At 65.8% G+C, this 24975-nt stretch carries 22 protein-coding genes and 1 pseudogene; 12 read left to right on the top strand and 11 right to left on the bottom strand.

What is annotated here, in order from left to right:
• Window positions 1-9: 9 nt before the first annotated feature.
• On the bottom strand, window positions 10-1347 hold the full coding sequence (locus tag AC5Y30_RS17920; RefSeq protein WP_499920012.1) for an adenylate/guanylate cyclase domain-containing protein: 1338 nt from the start codon (window positions 1345-1347) through the stop codon (window positions 10-12).
• A 66-nt stretch (window positions 1348-1413) separates the two neighbouring features.
• On the opposite strand from AC5Y30_RS17920, the gene AC5Y30_RS17915 reads away from it, so the two are divergent.
• The 8 genes and pseudogenes from AC5Y30_RS17915 (at window position 1414) to AC5Y30_RS17880 (ending at window position 8039) form a co-directional block, all read left to right on the top strand.
• Window positions 1414-2556: an acyl-CoA dehydrogenase family protein gene (locus tag AC5Y30_RS17915; protein WP_499920011.1), complete on the top strand. Its 1143-nt coding sequence runs from the start codon at window positions 1414-1416 to the stop codon at window positions 2554-2556.
• The gene (locus AC5Y30_RS17910) at window positions 2553-3608 is read left to right on the top strand and encodes an acyl-CoA dehydrogenase family protein (protein WP_499920010.1); all 1056 of its coding nucleotides are present in this window, start codon (window positions 2553-2555) and stop codon (window positions 3606-3608) included. Before AC5Y30_RS17915 ends, AC5Y30_RS17910 begins: the two co-directional genes overlap by 4 nt.
• A complete protein-coding gene (locus AC5Y30_RS17905) occupies window positions 3605-4369 on the top strand; it encodes an alpha/beta fold hydrolase (protein WP_499920009.1) in 765 nt (254 codons plus the stop codon). Before AC5Y30_RS17910 ends, AC5Y30_RS17905 begins: the two co-directional genes overlap by 4 nt.
• A complete protein-coding gene (locus AC5Y30_RS17900) occupies window positions 4366-5121 on the top strand; it encodes an enoyl-CoA hydratase/isomerase family protein (protein WP_499920008.1) in 756 nt (251 codons plus the stop codon). The genes AC5Y30_RS17905 and AC5Y30_RS17900 overlap by 4 nt, the downstream gene beginning before the upstream one ends.
• 41 nt (window positions 5122-5162) lie before the next feature.
• Window positions 5163-5531, top strand: coding sequence for a VOC family protein (locus AC5Y30_RS17895; RefSeq protein ID WP_499920007.1), 369 nt, complete (start codon window positions 5163-5165; stop codon window positions 5529-5531).
• Window positions 5459-6208, top strand: a pseudogene (locus AC5Y30_RS17890) (BadF/BadG/BcrA/BcrD ATPase family protein); the annotation flags it as partial. The gene AC5Y30_RS17895 and the pseudogene AC5Y30_RS17890, both read left to right, overlap by 73 nt.
• A gap of 126 nt (window positions 6209-6334) precedes the next feature.
• Window positions 6335-7228, top strand: a complete 894-nt coding sequence (gene murQ / locus AC5Y30_RS17885; protein ID WP_499920216.1) for an N-acetylmuramic acid 6-phosphate etherase — start codon at window positions 6335-6337, stop codon at window positions 7226-7228.
• Between the two features lie 235 nt (window positions 7229-7463).
• Window positions 7464-8039 (top strand): N-acetylmuramoyl-L-alanine amidase, encoded by a 576-nt coding sequence (locus AC5Y30_RS17880; RefSeq protein ID WP_499920215.1) that lies wholly within the window; start codon window positions 7464-7466, stop codon window positions 8037-8039.
• Between the two features lies 1 nt (window position 8040).
• Here the strand turns inward: AC5Y30_RS17880 and AC5Y30_RS17875 are convergent, their stop codons facing one another.
• Entirely contained in the window at window positions 8041-11196 is a 3156-nt protein-coding gene (locus AC5Y30_RS17875) for a bifunctional cytochrome P450/NADPH--P450 reductase (RefSeq protein WP_499920006.1), read from the bottom strand.
• Between the two features lie 126 nt (window positions 11197-11322).
• Between AC5Y30_RS17875 and AC5Y30_RS17870 the strand changes: the two genes are divergently transcribed.
• Entirely contained in the window at window positions 11323-12348 is a 1026-nt protein-coding gene (locus AC5Y30_RS17870; RefSeq protein WP_499920005.1) for a fused (3R)-hydroxyacyl-ACP dehydratase subunits HadA/HadB, read from the top strand.
• Window positions 12349-12354: 6 nt separating this feature from the next.
• Here the strand turns inward: AC5Y30_RS17870 and AC5Y30_RS17865 are convergent, their stop codons facing one another.
• The 4 genes from AC5Y30_RS17865 to AC5Y30_RS17850 all read right to left on the bottom strand — a co-directional run bounded on the left by AC5Y30_RS17865 (window position 12355) and on the right by AC5Y30_RS17850 (window position 16399).
• A complete protein-coding gene (locus tag AC5Y30_RS17865) occupies window positions 12355-12639 on the bottom strand; it encodes a hypothetical protein (protein ID WP_499920004.1) in 285 nt (94 codons plus the stop codon).
• A gap of 492 nt (window positions 12640-13131) precedes the next feature.
• The gene (gene fadD4, locus AC5Y30_RS17860) at window positions 13132-14652 is read right to left on the bottom strand and encodes a fatty-acid--CoA ligase FadD4 (RefSeq protein ID WP_499920003.1); all 1521 of its coding nucleotides are present in this window, start codon (window positions 14650-14652) and stop codon (window positions 13132-13134) included.
• 11 nt (window positions 14653-14663) lie between these two features.
• A complete protein-coding gene (locus AC5Y30_RS17855; RefSeq protein WP_499920002.1) occupies window positions 14664-15317 on the bottom strand; it encodes a nitroreductase family protein in 654 nt (217 codons plus the stop codon).
• Window positions 15314-16399, bottom strand: a complete 1086-nt coding sequence (locus tag AC5Y30_RS17850; RefSeq protein ID WP_499920001.1) for an NAD(P)H-dependent amine dehydrogenase family protein — start codon at window positions 16397-16399, stop codon at window positions 15314-15316. Before AC5Y30_RS17850 ends, AC5Y30_RS17855 begins: the two co-directional genes overlap by 4 nt.
• Before the next feature lie 125 nt (window positions 16400-16524).
• Here AC5Y30_RS17850 and AC5Y30_RS17845 point away from each other — a divergent pair, with 125 nt between their 5' ends.
• Complete coding sequence (locus tag AC5Y30_RS17845) at window positions 16525-17433, top strand: enoyl-CoA hydratase (RefSeq protein WP_499920000.1); 909 nt, start codon at window positions 16525-16527, stop codon at window positions 17431-17433.
• A gap of 7 nt (window positions 17434-17440) precedes the next feature.
• Here the strand turns inward: AC5Y30_RS17845 and AC5Y30_RS17840 are convergent, their stop codons facing one another.
• The gene (locus AC5Y30_RS17840; protein WP_499919999.1) at window positions 17441-18460 is read right to left on the bottom strand and encodes an acyl-CoA dehydrogenase family protein; all 1020 of its coding nucleotides are present in this window, start codon (window positions 18458-18460) and stop codon (window positions 17441-17443) included.
• Between the two features lie 103 nt (window positions 18461-18563).
• Between AC5Y30_RS17840 and AC5Y30_RS17835 the strand changes: the two genes are divergently transcribed.
• Window positions 18564-19724, top strand: coding sequence for an acyl-CoA dehydrogenase family protein (locus tag AC5Y30_RS17835; protein ID WP_499919998.1), 1161 nt, complete (start codon window positions 18564-18566; stop codon window positions 19722-19724).
• On the opposite strand, the gene AC5Y30_RS17830 is transcribed toward AC5Y30_RS17835, so the two are convergent.
• Window positions 19713-20513: a TetR/AcrR family transcriptional regulator gene (locus tag AC5Y30_RS17830; protein WP_499919997.1), complete on the bottom strand. Its 801-nt coding sequence runs from the start codon at window positions 20511-20513 to the stop codon at window positions 19713-19715. The genes AC5Y30_RS17835 and AC5Y30_RS17830 overlap by 12 nt on opposite strands.
• Before the next feature lie 191 nt (window positions 20514-20704).
• On the opposite strand from AC5Y30_RS17830, the gene AC5Y30_RS17825 reads away from it, so the two are divergent.
• Window positions 20705-21892 (top strand): amidohydrolase family protein, encoded by a 1188-nt coding sequence (locus AC5Y30_RS17825; protein ID WP_499919996.1) that lies wholly within the window; start codon window positions 20705-20707, stop codon window positions 21890-21892.
• Between the two features lie 18 nt (window positions 21893-21910).
• Here AC5Y30_RS17825 and AC5Y30_RS17820 read toward each other — a convergent pair whose 3' ends face one another.
• The 3 genes from AC5Y30_RS17820 to AC5Y30_RS17810 are packed head-to-tail and all read right to left on the bottom strand — an operon-like array spanning window position 21911 to window position 24935.
• Window positions 21911-22735: an enoyl-CoA hydratase/isomerase family protein gene (locus tag AC5Y30_RS17820; protein WP_499919995.1), complete on the bottom strand. Its 825-nt coding sequence runs from the start codon at window positions 22733-22735 to the stop codon at window positions 21911-21913.
• The gene (locus AC5Y30_RS17815; protein ID WP_499919994.1) at window positions 22732-23823 is read right to left on the bottom strand and encodes a hydroxyacid dehydrogenase; all 1092 of its coding nucleotides are present in this window, start codon (window positions 23821-23823) and stop codon (window positions 22732-22734) included. Before AC5Y30_RS17815 ends, AC5Y30_RS17820 begins: the two co-directional genes overlap by 4 nt.
• Entirely contained in the window at window positions 23820-24935 is a 1116-nt protein-coding gene (locus tag AC5Y30_RS17810; RefSeq protein ID WP_499919993.1) for a TauD/TfdA family dioxygenase, read from the bottom strand. Before AC5Y30_RS17810 ends, AC5Y30_RS17815 begins: the two co-directional genes overlap by 4 nt.
• Window positions 24936-24975: the final 40 nt, after the last annotated feature.

The raw sequence follows: 24975 nt of genomic DNA, 5'->3' as shown, positions 1-24975 counted from the left end.
CCCTAGCCGTCAACCTTCGACAGCGAACAGCGCCCACTCGCCCGCCACGCCCTTGAGGGCGTGCGCGCCGCGAGCGGTGAAGCCAAGACCCGACCCGGCGACCAGATCGACGACGATTCGCGAGACGAGCACCTCGCCCGCACCGGCCGCCGCTGCCACGCGCGCGGCGATGTGGACGGCGATGCCGCTGATGTCGTCGTCGCGTAACTCCACCTCGCCGGTGTGTACGCCCGCCCGCACCTCGAGGCCGAGGCTGCGCAGCACATCGCGGATCGCCGCGGCACACCGGATCGCCCGGGCCGGCCCGTCGAACCGGGCGAGGAAGCCGTCGCCAGTCGTGTTGACCTCGCGACCCTGAAAACGTGCGAGCTGGCGCCGTACCTGGGCGTCATGCCTGCCGAGCAGCTCCTTCCATCGCTGGTCGCCGAGCTCGACCGCTCGCTTCGTGGAGTCGACGATGTCGGTGAACAACACCGTGGCCAGGACCCGCTCGACCGCAGGCTGCGGCCGGACGCCGGTGAGGAACTCCTCTATCTCGTCGAGCAGGGCATCGGCGTCGCCCGTAAAGAAGAGGTGGTCGGCGCCATGGAGCTCGACGAACTTCGCCCCGCGAATGCGGTCGGCGAGATAGCGGCCCATCTCAAGTTTCACCATCCGGTCGTCGCGCCGGTGGAGCACGAGCGTCGGCGCCTGAATGGTGGGCAGCACGTCGCGGATGTCCAGTTGCGGATAGAGCGCGAAGATGTTGCGGACCATTCCGGGGCTGGCGGCCACGCGTTGCAGCCGCGCCCACCACCGCCGGAAATCGGCGTCGTTCCGCCGGCTGGGAGCCCATGCACCCAATCCGACGCCCTCACCCCAGCCCTTGGCACTCACCTCGACCAACGACGACAGCTGCTCCTCGGTGACGCCGAGCGGGTAGTCAGTTCCTTCGAGCAGGCGAGAGAACGTGCCATAGAGGGCAAGCGCATTCACGCGATCGGGATGGCCTGCCGCGGTCAGCATCGCCATCGTGCCGCCCTCCGAAACGCCCACCAGGTCGGCGCGTTCACAGCCGGCCGCGTCCATGACGGCGCGCAGATCGTCGACGGACTCTTCCAATGTCGGCGCGTGCATGACCGGATCCGACAGGCCAGTGCCCCGCTTGTCGAAGGTGACGACGCGACGAAAAGACGCGAGGCGCGAATAGAAGTGGACGACCGACGGCTCCTCACACATGATGTCGAGGTGCGAGATGAAGCCGGGCGCGACGACGAGGTCGGGTCCCTCTCCGGTGACCGAGTACGCGATGTTCAGGCCACCACTCTTGGCATAGTGGATGTCCGGCGCGCCGCCCGCGACGTTCATGGCCGAACCTTACGCCTGCCTGGCGGCACCTTCCCTCGCTTCACAGAGGGTGGTTAGCCTCCACGTATGGTCACCTCGCCTGCCGCGCTCACCGCCGCAGAACTGAAATTGCGGGAACAGGTTCGGGCGTTCCTGGCCGAGAAGCTGCCCTGGGGGACGTTCGAGCCTGGACTTGGCATGAGCGCCGAGGTGAATCCGCGGTTCTCCGCCGCATTGGGCGAGCGTGGCTGGATCGGCATGGCGGTCCCGGCGCGCTATGGCGGCCACGACGCCACCGCCGTCGACCGCTTCGTCGTCGTCGAAGAACTGCTGCGCTGGGGCGCGCCCGTCGGGCATCACTGGGTGGCCGACCGACAGATCGCCCAGGTGCTCCTTCGTTACGGCACCGAGGAACAGAAGCGGTGGCTGTTACCGCGAATCTGCCGCGGCGAGTTGTGTTTCTGCATCGGCATGAGCGAGCCCGATGCCGGCAGCGACCTCGCGTCGGTCCGCACGAAGGGCGTGCGCGACGGTGATGGCTGGCGAGTTTCGGGCGTGAAGGTGTGGACAAGCAATGCCATGCGCGCCGACTTCATGATCGCGCTGTGCCGCACCGGCGACGGCGAACGGCATGCGGGGCTCAGCCGATTCCTGATCGATATGCGAAGCCCCGGCGTGACGGTCAAGCCGATCCCCTTCCTGAATGGCAGCACCGACCACTTCGCCGAAGTACTCCTGGACGGGGTGCTGGTTTCCGATGAGATGGTGATCGGCGAAATCGGGCAGGGCTGGGCACAGAACGCCGACGAGTTGGCCTTTGAGCGCAGTGGCCCCGACCGCTGGATCTCGACCTTCCTTGTCGTTCAGGAGTTCGTCCGCGAACACCCGGACCTCGCGGCCAGTCGCGAAGGGAGCCGGCTGATCGGCGAGCTCGCGGCCCAATACTGGGTGTTACGCCGACTCTCGCTGACGGTGGCCCGCGCGATCGATGCCGGCGACACCCCCGCGGCCGAGGCGGCGCTCATCAAGGAGATGGGCACCCGGTTCGAACAAGACGTCGTGCGCGCGCTGCGGGAGTTGTTGGATCGCGAGCTCGTGTGCGGGCTGGAGCCGGAACCGTCATTGTTCGAGCGATTGTTGCGTCGCGCCGCGCTCGACGCGCCGTCATTCACCATCCGGGGCGGCACCACCGAGGTGCTGCGCTCCGTCGCCTTCAAAGGGCTGTCATGAGCGACAACGAGCTGTATAGCGCCGCCGACAAGCTGTTTGCCGCACACAGCCGTTGGGAGGACGTCGGCGACGCCGACGCCACCGGCTGGGCGCCACAGCTATGGAACACATTGCGGCAGAACGGGTTCAGTGATGTCCCGGTTCCAGAGGAGCTGGGCGGAGCCGGGGGAAGCGTTGCCGACGCGATCCAACTGTTGCGCGCCGCGGGAGCGCACGCGGCACCGGTGCCCCTGGCCGAAGCCGGGCTGGTCGGCGGTTGGCTATTGGCGTCTGCGGGTCTCGCGCTCCCCGAGGGTGTTCGGACGGTACTGCTACCCGCCGCGACGCTAAGCCTCGACGGTGGCCGCCTGTTCGGTACGGCGCCGGCGGTCGCATGGGGTCACCGCGCCGAGCATCTCATCGGACTCGTCGACGGCGTCGTGGTGCTCGCGCCCGGACCGGCGGCCTCATCAGGCGGACCGGCCGTCAGCCGCGGCGTCAACCTCGCCGAAGAGCCGCGTGACACAGTGATTTTCGACGGTGTCCGGGTAACCGCGCGTGCCGACGCACCGGACGGGGTCAACGACCAATCGCTCTGGGAGCGCAGCGCGCTGGGCCGTGCCGCGCTGATGGCCGGCGCGATAAGTGCCGTCGCCGCAATGACACTGCGCTACAGCGGCGAACGTGAGCAATTCGGCCGCCCCATCGGTCGATTCCAAGCCGTTCAAGCCCATTTGGTCACCATCCACCAGCAGGCCGCGGTGGTCGCGTCGGCCCTCGACGGTGCGGTCGAAGCGGTCGAACTCGGCCGGGGCGGATTCGAGATCGCTTGCGCCAAAATGCTTGCCGACCGGGCCGCTCAATTGGTGACGGCGGCCGCCCACCAGACGCATGGCGCTATCGGCATGACGAAGGAGTATCCGTTGCACTATCTGACCCGTCGGCTCTGGGCATGGCGAGATGAAGCCGGAGGGCATCACCGCTGGGCCGACCGACTCGGCGCGGCCTTGGTCGCCGGCGGCCCCGACGCCCTGTACCCAGCCATCCAGTCAGGCTCGGAGGTGGTGTCGTGAACCGGCTGCAGCGCCCGGACGGGGTGACACTGGCCTATCAGGTGCACAACCCGGACGCACGAGGCTTGCCGCTCTTGCTCACCCACGGTTTCGGCGCCACCGCGGGCATGTGGAATCCGAATATCGATGTTTTGAGCGTCGACCGACCGGTGATCGTCTGGGACCAGCGCGGTCATGGCAGCAGCGACGCGCCCGAGGACATCACGCGCTACACCGAGCAGATCAGCGTCGCCGACATGGCGGCCGTTCTCGATGCCGCGGGTGCCGATCGCGCCGTACTCGGCGGAATGTCCTTGGGCGGCTACCTATCCCTGGCTTTCCACCTCGTCCACCCGCAGCGGGTGGCCGCGCTGGTGCTGGTCGACACGGGGCCGGGTTATCGCAACGACGAAGCGCGCGACAAGTGGAACGCGTGGGTGGAGCGCCGCGCTCGAGAACTCGAGCGCGGTGAAGAGCGCGCCGACGCGTCGGCGGAAGTCGCGCAGGCGTTGCATGCGCATCCCGAGGGCCTGCCGCTCGCTGCCCGCGGCGTGATGGCCCAAAAGGACGCCCGGGTCATCGCGTCGCTCGAGCGCATCACGGTGCCCACGTTGGTGGTCGTCGGCGCCCAAGACACCGACTTCCTGGCCCCGGCCGACTACATGCACCGCAAGATCGCCAATTCCCGCAAGCTGGTCATCGACAACGCGGGGCATGCGGCGAACATGGACCAGCCCGAGACGTTCAACGCCGCGGTGCGCGACCTGTTGGAACAGCTATGACTGATGTCACCGTCGAATCCGTCGGCCACGTGGCCATGGTGGAGATCCATCGGCCCCCGAACAACTCCTTCGACACCGCCTTGATCACGGGCATCGCCGACGCCTACGAGCGACTGGACGACGATGTCGAATGCCGGGCGATTGTGTTGTGCGCGGAGGGAAAACACTTTTGCGCGGGCGCCGATTTCTCCCAGCCGGCCGAGAATCGCTCGTCACCGGGTGAGCTCTACGCGCAGGCCATCCGGTTGTTCCGCGCCCGCAAGCCGGTTGTCGCGGCGGTGCAGGGCGCCGCGATCGGCGGTGGGCTTGGGCTTGCTCTCAGCGCAGACTTCCGAGTGGCCGCACCCTCCTCGAAATTCGCGGCCAACTTCAGCCGGCTTGGTTTTCATCCCGGCTTCGGTATCACCGCCACGTTGCCTCGTGTCGTCGGCCAGCAAAAGGCGCTGGAATGGATGCTCACCGGTGAGCGTTTCGGAGGTGAAATCGGTTATGCGGCAGGACTATTCGACGAGCTGGCCGCCGACGGCGATGTTCGGCCGGCGGCGATTCGGTACGCCGAGCGTATCGCCGCTTCGGCTCCCCTGGCGCTCACGAGCATCCGTGCGACGATGCGCGCCGGACTCGCCGAGGCCGTCGCAGCCGCCACCGCCCACGAACTCGAGGAACAAACGCGACTCCAGTCGACCGCGGATTTCCGCGAGGGCGTGACGGCGGCGGCCCAGCGCCGCACCCCGACATTTACCGGTCGCTGAACTTCCTCGGGCTCACGGCGAAAACCGATACGGTGCATTGCATGCGTCGTGTGGACTACGTCATTCACTATGTCGAATCGCTCAGCCGCTCGGTGGCGTTCTACCGCGACGTCCTCGGGCTTCGGGTGCGCATCAAGGGCGACGGCTACGTCGAGTTCGACATGGAGAATACGAAGTTCTCGCTTTTCGAACGCTCGAAGCTGCCCGAGCTCATCGGTCGCGAGGGCGGCAACGCGCCCTGCGGTGAGATCGGCTTCCTGATCGATGACGTCGATGCGGAAGCAGAACGGCTGAGCGGGCTCGGCGTCGAGATCCTCACGGGGCCAGTGGATCGACCATGGCGGGAACGCACGCTGCACATCGCCGATCCGGACGGCAACATCATCGAATTCGCACAGAAGCTGCGATGATCCTCGCCATCGACCTCGGCAAGACGTCCTGTCGGGCAGCGGCAGGCGGCCGGAGGGTCGAGGGTGCGGGCGCGCCGGGGCTCGCGATGCCCGGTGGCGTGCGCGCCGCGGAGGCGGCGATTGTGGCCGTCGCGCGAGATTTCGGCTCCGTCGATGAGGTGGTCGTGGGCGCCGCGGGGGCGCTGGCGGCACCCGATGCGGCGCGCGCACTGGGCGACGCGCTGCTGAAATCGTTTAGGGCGCAGTGCGTTGCGGTGACGAGTGACGCGGTGATTGCGCATGCGGGCGCACTGAATGGCGAGCCGGGCGTCGTGCTGATCGCGGGCACCGGCGTCGTGGCGCTCGCCATCGATGCGGACGGCGCGCTGCGCACCGCCGACGGCTGGGGTCCGTGGCTGGGTGACGAGGGTGGTGGCACGTGGATCGGCGCCGCCGGGCTGCGCGCGGCGCTGCGGGGCCACGACGGCCGCGGGCCATCCACCGTTCTGCTCGACGCCGCCCGCGCCCGCTTCGGCGCGCCGGAGACCTGGCCCGCGCAGCTCACCGACGCCGCCGCCCTCGCGTCCTTCGCGCCCGACGTCCTCGCCGCGAAAGGCGACGCCGCGACGCTGGCGATCATCGGCGCCGCGGCCAAGGCACTCGCCGCAACCGCCCGCGCGGCCGGGGATGGCCCGGTGGCGATGGTCGGCGGACTGGCGGAGGTCGAGGCGCTGCGCGAGCGACTCGACCTCATCCGTGCCGCCGGCGATGCGCTCGATGGCGCGCTGCGGCTGGGACCGATCCATGAGCCGCATGTCATTCGGATGCAGACCGCCGGTGCGACGCACGGCCTCGACGCGCTCGCCACCGAGGCCGTGCGGCCGGGCCTGGACGACCTCGACGCGCGGCCCATCGCGGAGGTCGTCGCGCTGCTTGTCGCCGCCGAAGGCGAGGCGCACGGCGCGGTTGCGGCGGCTGTACCGCGGATCGCGGCGGCGGCCGAGGCGATTGCCGCGCGGCTCGAACGCGGTGGCCGCCTGATCTACGCCGGCGCGGGGACGCCCGGTCGGCTCGGCGTGCTCGACGCGGCCGAGTGCGGGCCGACGTTCGGCACCGACCTGGTACGCGGTGTGATCGCCGGCGGGCCAACGGCTTTGACCGAGGCGATCGAGGGCGCGGAGGATGCGTTCGACCCCACCGATCTCACGGATCTCACCGCTGCCGACGCGCTCGTCGGGATTACGGCGTCGGGCCGCACACCGTACGTGCTCGGAGCGCTGGAGTACGCGCGGGCGGCGGGCGCGTTGACCGTCGCGCTAGTCAACAACCCGAGAAGCGAGGCGTCTGCCGATGTGGTGATCGAGCTGCTGACCGGGCCCGAGGTGCTCGCCGGGTCAACGCGGCTCACCGCGGGGACGGCGCAGAAGGTCGTGCTCAATGCGCTCTCGACGAGCGTGATGATCGCGCTCGGCAAGGCCTATGGAGCCCGAATGGTCGACGTGCGCGCGACCAATGCGAAGGTGCGCCGCCGAGCGGTGCGGATCGTCCGCGATGCGGCCGGCGTCGACGAGCGGACCGCTACCGCCGCGCTCGCCGGCGCGGGCGGTCACGCCAAGACCGCGATCGTCGCCCTGCTCGCGGGCGTCGACGCGGCCGAGGCCGCCGCCAGGCTCGACCGGGCGCGCGGACGCGTGCGCCACGCGCTGGGTGGGACATGAATCAAGACGTCCCGCGGGCCGGCGTCACGCCCGTATGGTGAGGATCGTGTGTGAGCCAGCGTGCGGCCGGCCAGCGCCCGTCAGCCGTCGTCAGCTGCTAATGCTGGCCGGTAGCGCCGGGGCGGCGTCCCTCGTCGGCGGCTGCTCGAATGCGGTGTCGGAAACCGGTGCAACGCCACCTCCTCCCCCGGCCCCCACGATCAACGCAAGCCTGACCGCTACGACTTCGACGCTGTTGCTATGCCGGGACGCCTGGGGCGCCCGACCGGCCCGCTCCGGAGGCAAGCGCCACACCATCACCCGAATGACCCTTCACCACGAGGCCGTCGTCCTCGGCGACAACCGCAACGCCCCAAGCCATCTCCGCCAGGACCAGCGATACCACCAGGACCAGCACGGGTGGATCGACATCGCCTATCACGTCGGCGTCGACCGTAACGGCAACATCTACGAACTGCGGAGCACCGAGATCGCGGGCGATACCGCGACCGACTACGACACCACGGGCCATTTCCTGGTGCTCTGCGAAGGAGACTTCGATCAAGAGGCCGTGCCGGAGGCCCAGCTCCAGGGCGCAGCTCGCGCATTCGCATGGGCCGCCCAGACTTTTCACGTTTCGACCACCACGCTGGCGGGCCATCGAGACCTGGCCCAAACCTCTTGCCCTGGTCGAAACCTGTACGCCCACCTTTCCTCGGGCGACCTCAAGCGCCGCGTCGACGACCTTCTCGGCGCGGGCGGGGTGGACCTCCAGCGCTTCTGCGGGCCCGACGCGGCCGCACGGGTCGCGTCGATCGAGGCCGGCAACTGACCTACCCTGCCCACACATCCTCGACGTAGTGGTCGGATTCGATAAGTCCGTTCAACCAGGCGCGGGCCTCATCGTCGGTGGCCCCCGTCCGTTGCCGATAGATGTCGAGGAAGGAACCGCGCACCCCAGGCGCCATCCGCGCGCCGTCGCCGCACACGTAGACGTGGGTGTCCTTGGCCGGGTCGCTCAACAGGTCCCACACCTCGTCGGCGTCCGCGGCGATCCGGTCCTGCACGTAGCGGACCCCGTTCTGCGGCGCGCGGGAGAACGCCGGGCGCATCCGCACGATACCGATGGCTTCGGCCTGTTCGAACCGGTCTCGAAAGATGTAATCGACTTCTGGGTCACGCACCCCGAAGAAGCAGAGCGCCGGCTCCACCGGCGCGCCTGCGCCCCGCGCGGCCAGCCGGTCACCGAGAAAACCGAGGAACGGAGCGACGCCCGTACCGGCGCTGACCAGAATCACGTTCTTCGCCGGATCGGCACCGGCCCGAAACGCCTGGCGAGCCGGGTCCACCCGCGCCCGGATCACCTGTCCGGGTTGGATTGTCGCGAGGTAGTTGGACGCGACACCTTTGAACAGACCGTGACCCGAACGGGCCGGCGCATCGAGCACACTGACGACCAGTCCCACCGTGCGCGGTGACAGCGTCGACGACGATGCGATCGAATAGTGTCTGGGCACCATGGGATCCAGCAGCTCAAGCAGCTCGGCACCGGTGAGAACGCACGCCGGGTACTCGTCGAGGCACTCCAGCACGCTCAGCGGGCAGCCATCCGGGGCCTCGGCCAGTCCAGTGAGCCGCTGGCGCTCCGCGGGACTGTTGTTGGCCGCGGCGAGTCTACGTAATTGACTGCTGGTCACCGGTTTCCGCAATTCGACGAAGTGCGTGAGCAGTTCGCGTGCGCTGACCTCTCGGTCGAGCGCGATGAGGCGCCGAGAGCTGCGCCGAGGATTGATCGCTAGCCGCAGTCCAGGGTCGATGCCGAGCTGTGTCAAAACCGCGTCGACCACCTCGGGTGGGTTGTCGGCCATCACCGTTAGGTGGTCGCCCGTTTGGTAGTCGACGCCGCCCGGAAGCTCAACGCGGACATTGGTTTTGGCTTGACCCAGCCCGGGGCTGACCAGTTGGGTGTTCTCGACGACGGTCATCGGGATCACCGACGACCGTGCGTCCAGCGCCGCCGTCACCGGCCCGACGATCCGGCGCAACTCGTAAAGTGGTTCGGCCGCATCCGTGACCGGTGCGGCGTCGGGGTCGCCGAAGCGTTCGGCCAACGATGACCACAGCGCCGCCGCGAACTCCTCGATCGTGCCGACCATGTCCCCCGAGGTGTCGGCCGCCGCCCGCGGGACCAGTTGGTTGGCCTTCAGCTCGCCGAGGCGCTCGTCGATGCGCTGCGGGACCGCCTGGTAGGTGTCCGCCCAATTATGGTCACCCACACCGAGAACCGCGACATTGGGTGCCGGATTCAGCGTGGTACTCGCGTCGAGCAGCCAGGTGAGGAAGGCGCGCGCGTCATCGGTCGGCTGCCCGTTGTAGGAGGACGCGATGATCACGACTGCCTCGGCTTCGGGAAAGCCACCAACGGCATCGTCGAGAGAGGCCGCTGTCGCCGTGCAGCCTAAAGCCGTGGCGTCGTCGGCGAATTGGCGAGCCAGCGCACGGCAGGTACCGAGGTTGGAACCGTAAAGGACCGCCAGCCGGATGCCGGCCATCATCGCCGTTGCGAGACTTTGCGATTCGCCGTGTGCGCCATCCGGCTGGGCGTCGAGCGTGTGGGTATTGCGGTCCTGCGGCGTGCGCCGCAGCAGGTCGAGCCGGAACCCCACCGGCCGGCGACTGGTGGGAGTTTCCCATTGCGGCACATAGTGATAGGTATCGATGAGGCGATAGCGATGTATGAGCCGGGCCACCGCCATGGCCGCCTCATGCAGTGCGAACTGCCGGCCGATGCATGATCTTGCACCGGATCCGAAGGGTTTGAACAACGCAGCCGGCCGAGCCGCCGAGCGTTCGGGAGCGAAGCGGCTGGGGTCGAAGAGTTCGACATTGTCACCCCAGCCGGGCTGGCGGTGCAATGCGCCGGTGAGCACCGTGACAGCCTCGCCGCGCTTGATGGGATACTTGCCACCGATCACAGTGTCTTCCAGAGCCATTCGATCGAAATGCAATACGGGTGGCGAAAGACGCAGGGTTTCCTCGATGACCTGCCGCAGATAGGTCAGCTTGCCGATGTCGTCGTAGCTGGGCAAGTAGCCGTCTTCTGCTCCGAACACGGTGTCCACCTCGGCCTGCACCCGGTGCAGCACCGTCGGATCGCTGACGATGTTGTACAGCGTGTTGGGCATCAGTTCCGATGTGGTGAGCTGCCCCGCGATCAGGAAGGTCATGATCTGATTGCGGATGTTCTCCGTTTCCAGTACGGGTTTGCCGTTCGCATCCTGCTGCAGCATCAACGCCAACAGGTCGTCACACTCACGGTCACCGGACTGGTGCTCGGCTATCAGTCCGTCGATGAACGAGTGCAAGGTGGCCAATTCTTTCTTGAACACCGGCGTCGGAGTGTCAGATGTCAACTCCCCCAGCGCCGTTGTGAAGCTCTGTGGGATCGGAGCCAGGCCGGGGCAGTCGAAAGATTCGAAGCGCGAACCGAACCCGGCGAGCGCCACGGTGTCCATGGCCAACTTCTGCAAGTCGGCCGACACATCCACCGGCCCGACCCCTGCGCTGGCGTCCCACCGGTCGATCATTGTGCAGTTGATGTCCAGCATCGCCGCGTGGTAGGCGCGCAGGCCCGCGTAACTGAAACCGGGTAACAGAACATCGTGAGCGCGCTGCCAGTTCGGTTCGCCGTGGTAGGCGGTGAACAGGCCGTCACCGGCCAACGGCCTGACTCGGGCAAGGGTTGCCGTCAGGTTCTTGGCGAACCGGCTTTCGTCGCAAAGCTCGGTGACGAGCTCCAGCGAACACGCGTAGAGCTTCCTGAAGCCGCCGTTGAAGTCGGCGTAGAACAGCGGCCCGTGCAATTCGCCGAGTAGATCCACGGCCAGCGCGCGCGGTCGGCCGACCAACTGATCCGGTCCGGGCAAGGAACCCTCGGCCGAGGGGATGCCGGGAAGATCCGGCGGGGACGACGCACGGAACTCGGTCATGCGGGCAGCATAGGTTTCGACACGGCGGTGTCGTCGGGAATCCGCGGACGTCATCCACGGCGCGATGCGCGTTACTGTGCTCTGGTCGGCCTCACCGAACGGGCCGATAGAAAAGTTGGGCAATTGATGACCACAGCAGAAGCGTCGGCGCTCGAATCGCGGGTCGGCCACTACTACAAGATGGACGGCACCTACCTGGTCGGCCGCGAGAAGTTACGCGAGTACGCCCGCGCGGTGCAGGACTATCACCCCGCGCATTGGGACGTCGACGCCGCCGCTGAGCTGGGCTATCCGGACCTGGTGGCGCCGCTGACGTTCACGTCGACGCCGGGCATGACCTGCAATCGCCGCATGTTCGAACAGGTTGTGGTCGGCTACGACACCTACATGCAAACCGAAGAGTTGTTCGAGCAGCACCGCCCGATCGTGGCCGGCGACGAACTGCATATCGACGTCGAACTGACCTCGGTGCGCAGGATCGCCGGTCGGGACCTGATCACCGTGACCAACACTTTCACCGACGCCGCCGGCGAGCGGGTGCACACCCTGCACACCACCGTCGTCGGAGTCACCGCCGAGGATGTCGATCCGGCGATCAAGTTGGCGGTGCCGAACATCATGATGCATGACGTGGACCTGACCGCGGTCGGTGATGCCGATGACGCGTATGAGAAGACGGTGCGCCCCGAGGGCGAAATCCGGATCGCCGAGCACGGCAGTCGCACGCCCGGGACGCCGTCCTTCGATGGCGTGCAGGTTGGCGACGAGCTACCGGTGCACCACACCCGACTGTCTCGCGGCGACCTGGTGAACTATGCCGGCGTGGCGGGCGACGCCAACCCGATCCATTGGGACGAGGAGATCGCCAAGCTGGCCGGCCTGCCCGACGTGATCGCCCACGGAATGCTCACCATGGGGCTGGGTGCCGGATTCGCCTCCACATGGACAGGCGACCCCGGTGCCGTCACCCGTTACGCGGTACGACTCTCGGCGCCCGCGATCGTGTCGGCCAAAGAAGGCTGCGATATCGAGTTCAGCGGCAAGGTCAAGTCGCTGGACCCGGCGACACGCACCGGAGTCGTCCTGGTCGGGGCGAAGTCCGGTGGCCGAAAGATCTTCGGTTTGGCGACGTTGAACGTCCGCTTCAGCTGATGCGCCTTAGTGAATTGGCGTCAAGACCCGTCGCCGCAAAGAAAGTCCTCCTCGAAGGACAAACCTCCAGCGGTTCACCCCGAATTGTTCGAGGCCGGCGGGCTCGCAGGACTCGTTGAGGTCGCGGGACTCGTCGGAGTCGTCGGGGTCGTCGGAGTGGTCCTCGAACTCGGTGGGGTCGTCGGAGTCCGCGAACTCGGTGGGGTCGTCGGACTCGTAGGACTCGTCGGAGTCGTGGGGGCCGTCGGAGTCGTGGGCGTAGTGCTCGCAAGGCCTGGACCTTCGCCGCACCAGTCCGCCACATCTTTCGGGTACTGCTCGAGCGGTGGAGGACAACGCTGCCCGGGTGGGAAGTTGGCGCCCGCGTTGAGCAGATCGCAGGGCACGTAGACCTGCTTGCCCTTGGGGGTGTTGGTCAGACACTTCGTCGGCGGCTCGCCATGGGCCTCGACGGGAATGATGGCCGCCGCCATCACCGCGCAGAGCGCCCAAGCAAGACGGCGATAGGTCATGAGAGCTCCTCATCTAGCTGCGAAAGTCCATCGTGAGGGTTCACTGGCGACAATCCAAGCAAACGAAATTCTGCCTCCGCGACCAGAGCCCGGTCCGATGCATGTTTTCGTGGGTGCGGTCGGGCGTGCCCACCGTGACATCGCCGCCGCGATGGGACGTGACGCAGATACGCCCACGTACCGAGTTATCGCTTCGGCCAGCCAATACTCGGTGAAGCTGCCCAGAACCGCAACCGCCTCGATACCCGCCGAGGTCAACGTCGCGCTGACGTCAACGCCGCGAGTACTTCTTGATCAGGTCCTGTTTGTACAACTTGCCGGCATCGCTGCGCGGCAATCGCGGTTCGAAGAACAGCGATCGCGGGCACTTGTAACTCGCCAGTCGATTTCGCAGCCACCCGGTCAACTCGTCGGCGAGCTGCGGCGTAGCCCGCGCCGGATCGACTAGCTGAACAACAGCAGTGACCGACTGCCCCATCACCTCGTCCGGTACGCCGAACACTGCGGCGTCGACCACCAGCGGATGACACACCAAGGCATTCTCGGTTTCCTGCGGGTAGATGTTGACGCCTCCCGAGATGATCATGTGATGACGACGGTCAGTGAGATAGAGGTAGCCGTCGTCGTCCAGGTAGCCAACGTCGCCCACGGTCACCCAGCCCGTGGAGTTGCGTGCCGCCGCGGTCTTCTCCGCATCATTGAGGTACTCGAACGGATAGCCGCCGTCATAGTAGATGTCGCCGACCTGTCCCGCTGCCAACTCTTTGCCGTCCTCGCCGAGGATGTGCGGGACTCCCAGCATTGGCCTGCCAACCGAACCAGGGTGGCGCAACCAGTCTTCGGCGCGGATGAATGAGATACCCGCTCCTTCCGAGGAGCCGTAGTACTCATCGACGATCGGACCCCACCAATCGATCATCTGCCGCTTGATCTCGGGCGGACACGGCGCGGCGGCATGAACCACACGCTGAAGGGTCGACAGGTCGAACCGCATTCGCGTCGCCCTGGGCAGCCGGAGCATCCTGACGAACATCGTCGGGACGAATTGCGCATGGGTGACGCCGTACCGCTCGATGCAGTCCAGCGCGCCCTCGGCATCGAACGCTTCCATCATGACAGTGGTTGCGCCAATGGCCTGGGCAGCCATCGTCCACATCGCCGGTGCGGTGTGATACGTCGGCGCCGGACTCATGTAGACGGATTCGCTTGTCACACCGAGTGCTTCGAAGACGGGGGTCGACAGTCGCGTCCCAGCAGAGCTAGCGGCCTTCAATGGGCGGCGGATCCCGTTTGGAAGTCCAGTGCTTCCGGCCGAATACTGGAGAAGCTGCCCGTCGCATTCGACCGCAACGGGTGTCGCTGGCATCGCGGCCACGCAGTCCGGGTAGCGTCGCCACCCTTCGAGTTCACCGTCGGCGACAAGCGCCACCGATGGCAATCCACCCGGGAGTGATTGCGGCAGCTGTCGGCACACAGCCCGCATCGCCACTGACGAAATGATCGCCTTCGCTCCGCTGTCATTCACAATGTGAGAGATTTCGGCCGCGCTCAGGTGTGTATTGATCAAGGTGTAGTACAGACCGCTTCTTCTCGCGGCCCACATCACCGCATGAATGTGCTCGTTGTTCTCCATCACGGCGGCGACCGTGTCCCCCGTGACGAGACCTTGTCGGCGCAAATAATGGGCCAGGCGATTCGCGCTGGCCTCGAGCTGGCCGAAACTCACCGTCACCCCAGAAGGATGAAGTATCACAGCGGGTTTCGTGTAAGTGGCGTAGTCGCAGAGGCCCATGCGTGTGTCACTTACCCGGTCCGCCAGGGCGAGTCCCAGCGATCGATCGTCGCCACCTCGGATAGCGGCTTGCGGCGCACGGGGTGGTGCCGGCCGCGCGGCCAGCCCACCGTCAGCAGGGTCGCGATCTTCCAGTCGTCAGGAATTCCGACCATCGACCGCAGCTCGTCCTCGCAGGACCCGTGCCACAGGGTGATCGCCGCGCCGAGTCCTTGCGCGCGCGCGGCCAGGAGGAAGTTCTGGACCGCGGGAAAGATCGAACCGCCCTGCTGTAGTTCGGTGGTTCCTCGTTGCGGCTGAACGCAGAACAGCACCAGCACAGGCACTGCGCCACCAACTCTCATGTGTTCCGCCATGGTTCGCAGTACGCGCGATTTCGGGTCGTCAGCGTCGTTGTCGGGCAGCGAGATCGAGTAGAACTCGGTCATCACGTCCCATGTCTTGTGGGCCGCGGCCGTGATCACGCCGCGCAAACTCGCCGATCGCAGGACGACGAACTTCCATGGCTGCTGATTGCCACCGGACGGAGCCCAGCTCGCCGCGCGGAGACATGATTCGATGACCTCGTCGGAGACGGGTTCGTCGCGGTAGCGCCGAACGCTCGACGCGGTGTGCATGACCTCCCACAGGTCCGCCGAGGTCCGCGGGACAACTTGTTCGCTCATGATTTCGCCGTCGCGGGCAGCACGCCCCGCCAAGTCCCGCCGCGGACCGGGCCGGTGATAAGCGGTAGATCCAGCGTCGACAGGACACCCGGCGGCGCTGCGATGACCGCCGGGATCGCGTTGAGTTCCCGCATCACCGTCGCATACGTCAAACCCCGCATATTGTTCCCCCGTCCGTGCATTTCAACGTCAACCGTGTACGTGGGTAGACCGTCGACGATGACGCGGTAACCACCATGGGGCGACGGATGCCGCGGCCACTCGGGAGCCGACCCTTCGCCCATCCGGGTGATGTGCTCCAGCACCACCCGCTCCTCACCGTCGAGGATTCCGGCGAGCTTGAAACGCATTCCGCCCATCGTGCCGGGCTCAACCCACCCTGACGCCACTTCGTAACGCTCTGTGGCCAACCACTTTTCGATGGTGGTGTCGACACGATCGAGCGGCAAGCCGACGCCGTCGGCCACTAAGCGTACGATCGGGGCCCACAACGCTGCCAGGCGCGCGGTGTCGAACAACGGCGCCGGATAATCTGGCGGGTGGCCGAATCCCATGAAGTCGAACATGATGTCGGGTTGGTCGATGGGACCGTAATCGAGTATCTCGAGCATGGTGATGGTGTCGACACGGCTGCTGAATCCCGTCATCGTCAACGCGATGACATCGTTGGCCCAGCCGGGATCAACGCCACTGTTGAAGAAACTCGTACCGCCCTCCTCGCACGCCGCCGCAATGAGATCAACGGTCTCCTTGTCGGCGGCGGGTGGATAACACATCGGTACCAAGGAGGTGCATACGACGTTCTTCCCTGCGCGCAGGCAGCGGGCGACGTCCTGCGCCGCCTCCTGATAGCGGTAGTCCCCCGACGCGAAGTAGGCGACCACGTCCGCGTCGAGAGCCAGTGCGGCATCAACGTCACGGGTGGCGACGACGCCGGTCGCCGGCATCCCGCACAGATCGCCCGCATCCTTGCCCTCTTTGGCCTTGGCGTGCACGACGACGCCCACGAGGTCCAACCCCGGATGCGCGATCAGCGCGCGCAAAGCACCGACCCCGACTTGACCGGGACCCCAGAGAATCACCCGCGGCCTACGTTGGCAGTCCGTCATCGACGCCCTTCCCGGTTGACCCAGCCCTACCTGTGAGAACATATCTTCTCAGATATTGATAACACCATTGCCGCATCAAAAGAATCTTGGAGGAGACGATGCCCGATTACCAGTTCCTGAAGTGGGAGACGTTCGGCGACGGCCAGATCGTCCGAATCTCGTTGAACCGACCGGAGCAACGCAACGCGCAAAACCGCGGCATGTTGGTCGAACTCGACGACGCCTTCACCCGCGCTGAGGCCGACGACACCGTCCGCGTCGTCATCCTCGCCGGCGAGGGACCCATGTTCTCCTCTGGCCATGACATCGGCTCCAAGCAGGCCCGCGCCGAGTTCACCCCGGGACCGGGACAGCACCCGACAGCGGCAATCAACGGCGGGACCCGCGAGGGCGCGGAGAAGATCATGCTGCAGGAGTGGCACTACTTCTTTCAGAACAACCTGCGCTGGCGAAACCTGCGCAAGATCACGATCGCGCAGGTCCACGGAGATGTGTTCTCTGCAGGCCTGATGCTGATCTGGGCATGCGACCTGATCGTGGGAAGCGAAGAGGTGCGGTTCGCCGATGTCGTCGGTACCCGGCTCGGCATGTGCGGCATGGAGTACTTCGGGCACCCATGGGAGTTCGGCCCCCGTCGTACCAAGGAGCTGATGCTGACCGGCGATGCGATCGACATCGAGGAGGCATACCGACTCGGCATGGTCAGCAAGATCTTCAAAAGAGACGAGTTATCCGACCGCACACTCGAAATGGCCCGGCGCATCGCCACGGTGCCGACGATGGCCGCACTGCTTATCAAGGAGTCGGTCAATCAGTCCGTGGACAATATGGGCTTCTACAACGCCCTGCAGTCCTGCTTCACCCTGCACCAGCTGAACCACTCGCACTGGGTCGGTGTACGGGATGACAAGCGTGCCACCGCCGGCGAGGAGCAGGGAGTGCCGAATTGGCGCACCGCTCCCCCGATAGCCCTGTCGGTGAAAGACCGAGTGAGCGCCGAGGCCTAATAGCCGCTCAATTCGCGACGGATCCGTAGCGCGCGTCCGCGACGCGGTCGAGGGCAACGGCCGATTCGCCGTACACCATCGCCCAACCCCGGACTCGGCGGTAGTACAGCTGGATGTCACCGTCCATGCTGAATCCGTAGCCCCCATGGACATGCAAGCTGCGCTGTGTGGCGTCGCGCGCCGTCTCGTATGCGAATGCGAATGCCATGGCTGCCAACTCAGTGACGCGCTGGGGCTCGTCGGCGAACGCGCATGCCGCCTCGAACGCCAGCAACAGCGCGCCGTCGGCCGCAGTGGCACTGTCCGCCAACGGATGAGACACCGCCTGAAAAGATCCGATCGGGCTCCCGAACGCGTGTCGCTGCTTGGCGTACTCGACTCCTATTTCGACGGCCTTCTTCGCCGCGCCCGCGAGCGCCGAAGCGGTCAGTGCCAGCCACAGATCCAGTGCATCGGAGAACATCCGTTGTGCAGCGTCGCCCTCGGCAAGAACCGCGACCTCGCCCCCGACCGTGATATCGGCCAGCGGAAGCGAGCCGAGGTTCCGCACGCGCCGACGGTTCTCCCCGAGCGGCACCGCGATCAGGCGTTCGCCCGAGAGCGCCACCACCGTGTCCGCCACCGCCCCGGCGGGGACGAGCCCGAGTAGGCGGTCCGGTGCGACTCGCGGTGCAAAGCTGACGAGCTTGTCGCCCGTCATCAGTTCAGCCAGCAGACCCGCGCCGGCCTCACCAGACCTGGCGAGCAGCCTGGCTGCGACTTGGGCCTCGATGACCGGGGCGGACGCGAGCGCCCGACCGTACTGCTCGGCGATCAAGGCCAATTCGAGCTCGGACGCACCCCAGCCGCCGTCGGCTTCGCCGACGGCCATCTCGACCACGCCGGTCTCCATTAGCGCCTTCCACAGCCGGGAATCGAAACCCACGGGCTCCGCGGCCCGCACCCGCTGCGACGTCGACTCGCGCGCGTACATCGCGGCGAACGAGTCGACCAGCTGACGCTGTTCGCCGGAAAGGCTCAAGTCCACGCTCAGGTCCCGTCACGTGCGGATATGGTTACTCTCACAAATGAGAGTAACATTATCGCGCGTGCCGCCCCGGGCCCGTCGTGAGACAGATTGGTTCCGATCCATGCACTTTCAGCTCGACGCCGACACCCAGGCATATCGCGACGGAGTACGCCGCTACCTTGCGAAGGTCACGACGCCCGAGTCCGAAGAGCGGATCTACCGCAGCGGCGTTTCACACGACGACGATTTCGCCAAGGGGCTGGTGGACGAAGGTTATTTCGCCCCGAGCTGGCCGACCGAATTCGGCGGCCAAAACCGCGGCGCATGGGACGAGCAGGTCCTCCGAGAGGAACTCATGCGTGCGGAGACACCCATGTACCTCTCGGAGACCACTCGAATGGTGGCGTCGATCATCCGAACCGTTGGTACGCCGGAGATGAAAGACCGCATTCTCGGCCCTGCGATGAAGGGCGATATCACCATCGCACTGGGATTCACCGAACCCGAATGCGGCTCGGATGTCGCGGCGGCGACCACGAAGGCCGTGCGCGAGGGCGAGGAATGGATCATCAACGGCTCCAAGATGTTCACCACAAACGGTCACATCGCCGACTATGTGTTCCTGCTGGCACGCACGAGTCCCGACAAGCCCAAGCACAAGGGACTCACCATGTTCCTCGTCCCGCGCGATTCCGACGGATTCGAAGCCCAAGCGGTATGGACGCTTTCGGGTGAACGCACCAACGTCACGTTCTACAGCGACGTCCGTGTTTGCGACGAATGGCGCGTCGGCGATGTCGACGCCGGCTGGCAGGTAATGGGGCTGTCGTTGCAGGACGAGCACGCATCCGGGTGGGGACCGCATCTGTCTCGGCTGCTGCAGCACGTCGAGCAGTGGGCCGCGAACACTCAAGCCGACGACGGGTCACCACAGCTCACCAAGACAGACGTTCGGCGCCGAATCGCCAGGGTGGCAATGGAAGACGAGGTTTCGAGGCTGCTCCTGCGTCGCTGCGTCTGGATGACCGAGACCGGCCAGAACCCCGTAGCGGAGGGACCGATGTCCAAGGTGTTCAGCACCGAAGCGCTCGTGCGCGCCAGCCAGGACGTCATGGAGCTGGTCGGGCCGGACGCGGCGCGAAGCTACTTCGAGCCGATGGCGCCCGAGCAAGGCCGTTTCGAATATCTCGCGCGGTTCGCGCTGGGCACCACAATCTATGCCGGCACAAGCGAAGTTCAGCGCTCCATCATCGCCCAGCGCGGGTTAGGGCTACCCCGTTAGCTTTCGAGGCCTGCGGGCCGTGGTTCGCTTCGCCGCTGCCTTGGCGGCCACGGCCTTGGGCTTGGTCTTGGCCGAATTCGCTGGCGGGGTGAGGGCTTGCTTGCACCAGGCCCATAACTGGTCCTCGGCGAGCTCTGCGCCCTTGACCCCCAGGTGGAAGACCCCTATTTGGGCGAGCGCAATGAGTGTCGAGTTCAGCAGCGTCGTCAACTGCGCTGGTGTCAAATCTTTTCTAATCAACCCGGCGCGCGAGCACGCGGTGAGGATCTTCGTGAGCAGCTTCTGATGCGGCTCCCAGATCTTCGCGAAGTCGGCAGGCCGCTCGATCTCCAAACTCAAGTTGTAGATAGTCATCACCCGTCCGCCGATCGCCTCGGATGACTCTGCCCGGGAGAGAAATCCCCGACAGAACGCCTCGAGTTGTTCCATCGGACCATCTGCCATTGCGACCTCGTGGCGGATAGCTTCGATGAACTGACTCGTGGCGTTCTCGTACAGGGCGAGCAGGAGCTCTTCCTTGCCCGCGAAGTGTTGATAGAACGCGCGCAGGCTCAGGTTCGACCGGTCGATGAGGGTCTGGATGGTGAAATCGGCGCGCCCCGACTCCTCGACCAACTCCAGCGCAGTGGCAAGGAATCTCGAGCTGCGTGCCAGCGCACGGGCGCGCGCGGCGGAGAGACGCCGCTCTATCGTTCGTTCCTGCCAGCTGGTCGGCATCTCGTCGAGATCGGCGTCGACGATCTCGAGGCTGGCTTCGCTGTCCTGTCCGGGGCGCTTCTTCGCAGTCATGATTGCTTGAGAATACGCGTTCCCTGGCGGTTCGCCCAATCAACCTACACCGGTATGTTGGCCGGTCCTACGCAGCGTGCCGGTGTGGGACTGGCGGTCGCGCGGCCGTGCGATATTGTGGAAACGGTTATTCTCGTCTGCGGGGAATCAGCGTTTCGCAGGGGAAGCCCCTGCCTTCGAAGGAGTCAGCGTTGAGCACAGACATCCGAATTGTCTCGCCGGACGACCATTTGGTGGAGCCTGCCGATCTGTGGACCAGCCGACTGCCCGAGCGATATCGCGACATCGGACCGCGGATCGTTCGCACCCGCGGGCGGATGGATCCGTCGGTTACTTCCGATGTCGCTTTCGTCGAGGACGACGAGGGCCGCGACGCGGATATCTGGCATTACGAAGATGCGGTGATCCCGATCCCGCTGATCAGCGCGGCGGCCGGTTACGAACTCGACGAGCTCACCACCGACCCGATCACCTACGACGAGATGCGCCCGGGTTGCTTTCGCCCGGCAGACCGGCTCGCCGACATGGACATCGCGGGCATCGAGGCGTCGGCATGCTTCCCCAACACGCTCGTCCGCTTCTGCGGCCAACGCTTCCTGTACGGCAAGGACAAGGAGCTCGCCAAGCTCTGCGTTGAGGCCTACAACGACTTCCAGATCGATGAGTGGGGCGGCGGCTCGAACGGTCGGCTGATCCCGCTTGGCATCATCCCGCTGTGGGACGTCGAGCTCGCTGCGAAGGAGGTCGACAGGGTGGCCGCCCGTGGCATGCACGCGATCTGCTTCTCCGAGTTGCCTTCACGTCTGGATCTGCCGTCCATTCACAGCGGCTATTGGGACCCGTTTTTCGCGGCGTGCGAGCGAAACCAGGTCGGCATCATGCTGCACATCGGGTCGAGTTCGTCGCTCACGAAGTCCTCGCCCGACTCTCCGCATGTCGTCACCAGCGCGCTGATGGCGGTCAACTGCACCATCGCGATGGTGGACTGGTTGTTCTCCGGCAAGCTCAGGCAATTCCCGAATCTCAAGCTAGCCTTCGCGGAGGCGCAGGCAGGTTGGATTCCCTACTATCTGCAGCGCGTCGACGAGGTTTGGGAGGACCGGCGGGCGTGGGGCGGAATCCACCCGCTGCTAACCGAACCGCCGAGCACCCAAGTGCCCGGCCGCGTGTGGTTCTCCACGTTCGGCGATCCGGTCGCCTTCCGCATCCTCGACCTCGTCGGCGAGGACCAGCTCATGTTCGAGACCGACTACCCGCATAACGACACCAACTGGCCGCACAGCATGGAGGTCGCCAACAAGGCGACGGAGGGCCTGGACGAGGAGACCAAGCGCAAGGTGCTGTCGACCAACGCCAAGACGTTCTTTGGTATGGCGTAGCGTTCTGGAGTTGTTGCGCTACAACGCCTTCCACTCCGGCTTACGTTTCTCGAGAAAGGCGCGCGGGCCCTCGATGGCGTCCTTGGTCAGCGCCACCTTCATGCGGTAGTTCTCGGCGAGCAATTCGGCTTCGTAGATGGGCAGTGTCAGCCCCTTGCGCACGGCCATCCGCGAGCCCCGCACCGCCAGCGGCGCATTCGAATTGACGACCTCGGCGATCTCCCACGCCCGATCCATGAGCGTGTCGTGGGAGACCACTTCGGTGAAGACTCCCAAGTCGTACGCGCGCTGCGCGTCGAGTTGCTCGTGCTTGCCCATCAAGATCAGTCGCATTGCAACCGGCAGCGGCAGGATACGGGCCAGCCTCACCCCTTCGCGACCAGAGCTCACGCCGATGCTGACATGAGGATCCATCAACGTCGCGCGCTCGGACGCGATGGTGATGTCGGCGGTAGTCACCAAGTCCATCCCAGCGCCACAGGCGATGCCGTTCACCGCACAGATGATCGGCTTGGTCATCTGAAGCCAGGGCGGCGTTGCTTCCTGCGGCGCATCCCACTGCCGCATCGAGCTGAGGATGGGCTCCCCCTGGTTGTCGATCCCCGCCGCGTTCTCCATGTCATGGTCGGCTGCCTTGTTGACGTCAGCCCCGACGCACAGCGCGCGGCCGGCGCCGGTGATGATGACCGTCCAGATCCCTTGAGAAAGCTCAATTTCGGCGTACACCGCGGCGAGCTCCGCAATCATCTCGTCATTGATCGCGTTGAGCACCTCGGGCCGATTCAGCGTCACGCACGCGGTGTGACCCCGCACCTCGAATTCGAGGGTGTCGTAATCCGTCACCTGGTCGGACCCTCTTTCTCCAAAGCCGTTGTGGCGCTGGGACGAAATCCGAAAATCTCGCTGAATCTCTCACAGTAGCGCGGCCAGACATCGGGATTCAGCAACCGGGGCGGCATGCGTCCCTCGAAAATCACCTGCCATTGGGTCGCGGTGGCGACGGCGATGTCGCGGGCGGCTTCCACGGTGATGCCCGCGACGTGAGGCGTTGCGACCACGTTGTCGAGTGCTAGCAACGGATTGTCATGCCGCGGCGGCTCTTCGTGGAACACATCAAGGCCCGCCCCGGCGATGTCGCCGGCGACCAGCGCGTCGTACAGCGCGGCTTCGTCGTGAACGGGACCGCGGGCGGTGGTGATGAAGAACGCCGACGATTTCATCGTGGCGAACTGTGTGGAACCGAACAAACCACGCGTCTCGGCCGTGAGTGGACAGGTGACCTGAACGAAATCGGAGCGCTCGATCAACTCGCCGAGCTCTACCAGGGTCACGCCCCGCTCGGCGGCGGTCGCTTCGTCGACATATGGATCGTGGGCCAGGATCTCCATCCCGAAGGGCGCGCACAACTCCACGAGGCGCCGGCCGATGGCGCCGAGGCCGACCACCCCGAGCGTCTTTCCGAGTAGCTGGCTGCCCCGCAAGGCCAGGCGGTCGCCGAGCGGCCCGCTACGTAGGGCACGGTCGGCAACGGTGATCTTCTTGGCGAGATCGAGCATGAAGCCCAGCGCGTGCTCGGCGACGGCCTCCGCGCCCGGACCGGAGTTGTTGCACACCGCGATTCCGGCGCGTGTGCACGCCTCGACATCAATGACGTCATAGCCGGCGCCCGCCGAGCAGACGGCCAGCAGCTGATCGCAGCGTTGCACCAGGGCAGGCCCGACCAACCACTGTTCGCCCTCCGGGACGGCCGCCACGTCGGTGCGCGTGGCGACCTGGTATCCGTTGGCGGATTCCAATACCGCCCAACCGTCCTCAGTCGGCGCATTCAGGTCGAGTTTGACGACGTCGATGTCGGCCACCTCGAGGATGTCCCCGGCGAGGGGGTCGGTCCATCGCTCGTAGACGATTCTCGGACTTGGGCTTTGGCTCATTGCTTGAGCTTGGGCTTCGCCTGCGCCGCCTTGAACATGTCGGCGAGTTCGGCGTTGACGTTCTTGTAGTCGTTGCGCGCGATCGAGCCGTCGCGGCCCGGGACCACGTCATAGCCCAGGCGCAGGTCCTTGTTCTCCATGTGGAAGTACTCACGGCCGATCGGCAGGCGTCGGTCTTTGCGCGGCACCTCCATCCATGCGCGCAGGAAGCAGCGGGCCTTCTTCGGATCGTTGCTGCTGACGAAGTCGGAGCGAGAGTGGCACATCGCAAAGTTGTTGGCTACGGCCGCCTCGCCCGACTCGAGCCGGAACTCGACCTGCTGCTCGACAAGGATGTTGCGCAGCAATTCGATCGCCTCGGTCTGTTCGGGCGTGAACTCCCGGCCGAGGGTGTGCATCGCCGGCAGGATGCTGCTGTAGGTGAAGTTGATGCAAATCCGGCCGTCGATCTGCGAGAACACCGGGACGTCGTACGGTGTCACGTCCGGCTGGTCGTCGGGCTGCTCACTGCGCCGGTGGTGCGGAAAACCCTGATACAGCACGGGAAGCAGGTCGGGTCGCTCGTGGAGAATCCGGTTGTGCGCCGCCGGCCCGCTCGCGAATTGGCTTTCACCGCCGGTCGCCGCGGGGTAGACGCACAGCAGCGACAGGATGTCGGCGGCGTCGTTGTGCATGGCCAGCTCCGCCCGCGATTTGGTGCCACGCGCGGGCTGCACGCCGTTCGGCAGGATCTCCTCCTGCACCCGAACCATTCGGTGTCCGAACGAGTTGTTGGATACCAGGTATCCCAGATGGGTGCAGAACGCCCAGTAGATGCGCTCGAGGTCGTCGATCGAATGTTGTTCGACCGGAAATCCGCGCACGCACGCCAGGCCTTTACCGAACATCAGGTCCCGGTACAGCCTCGCCAGATCGTCGTCAAGATCGGGGTGGCGCGCATCCTCGGGGGTGATGTCGTCGCGGTCCTTGTTCGACGTCTTGGCCAGAATCGACTCCAGGGCAGCCACATTGCGGGCCGAAAGGTCGAAAGCGAAATCGTCCTTGCTCGAGAAGTCGGCGCCGGTCCAGGACATCGAGTCGGCGACTTGCTCGGTATAGATCGCGGTGGGCATCCGTCCTCCTGTTGTGGCGGCGAGGCTTTCGGCTTATCGG

Source organism: Mycobacterium sp. NGS27 (genome assembly GCF_059813005.1).
This window is presented reverse-complemented; position numbering and strand designations above follow the sequence as displayed.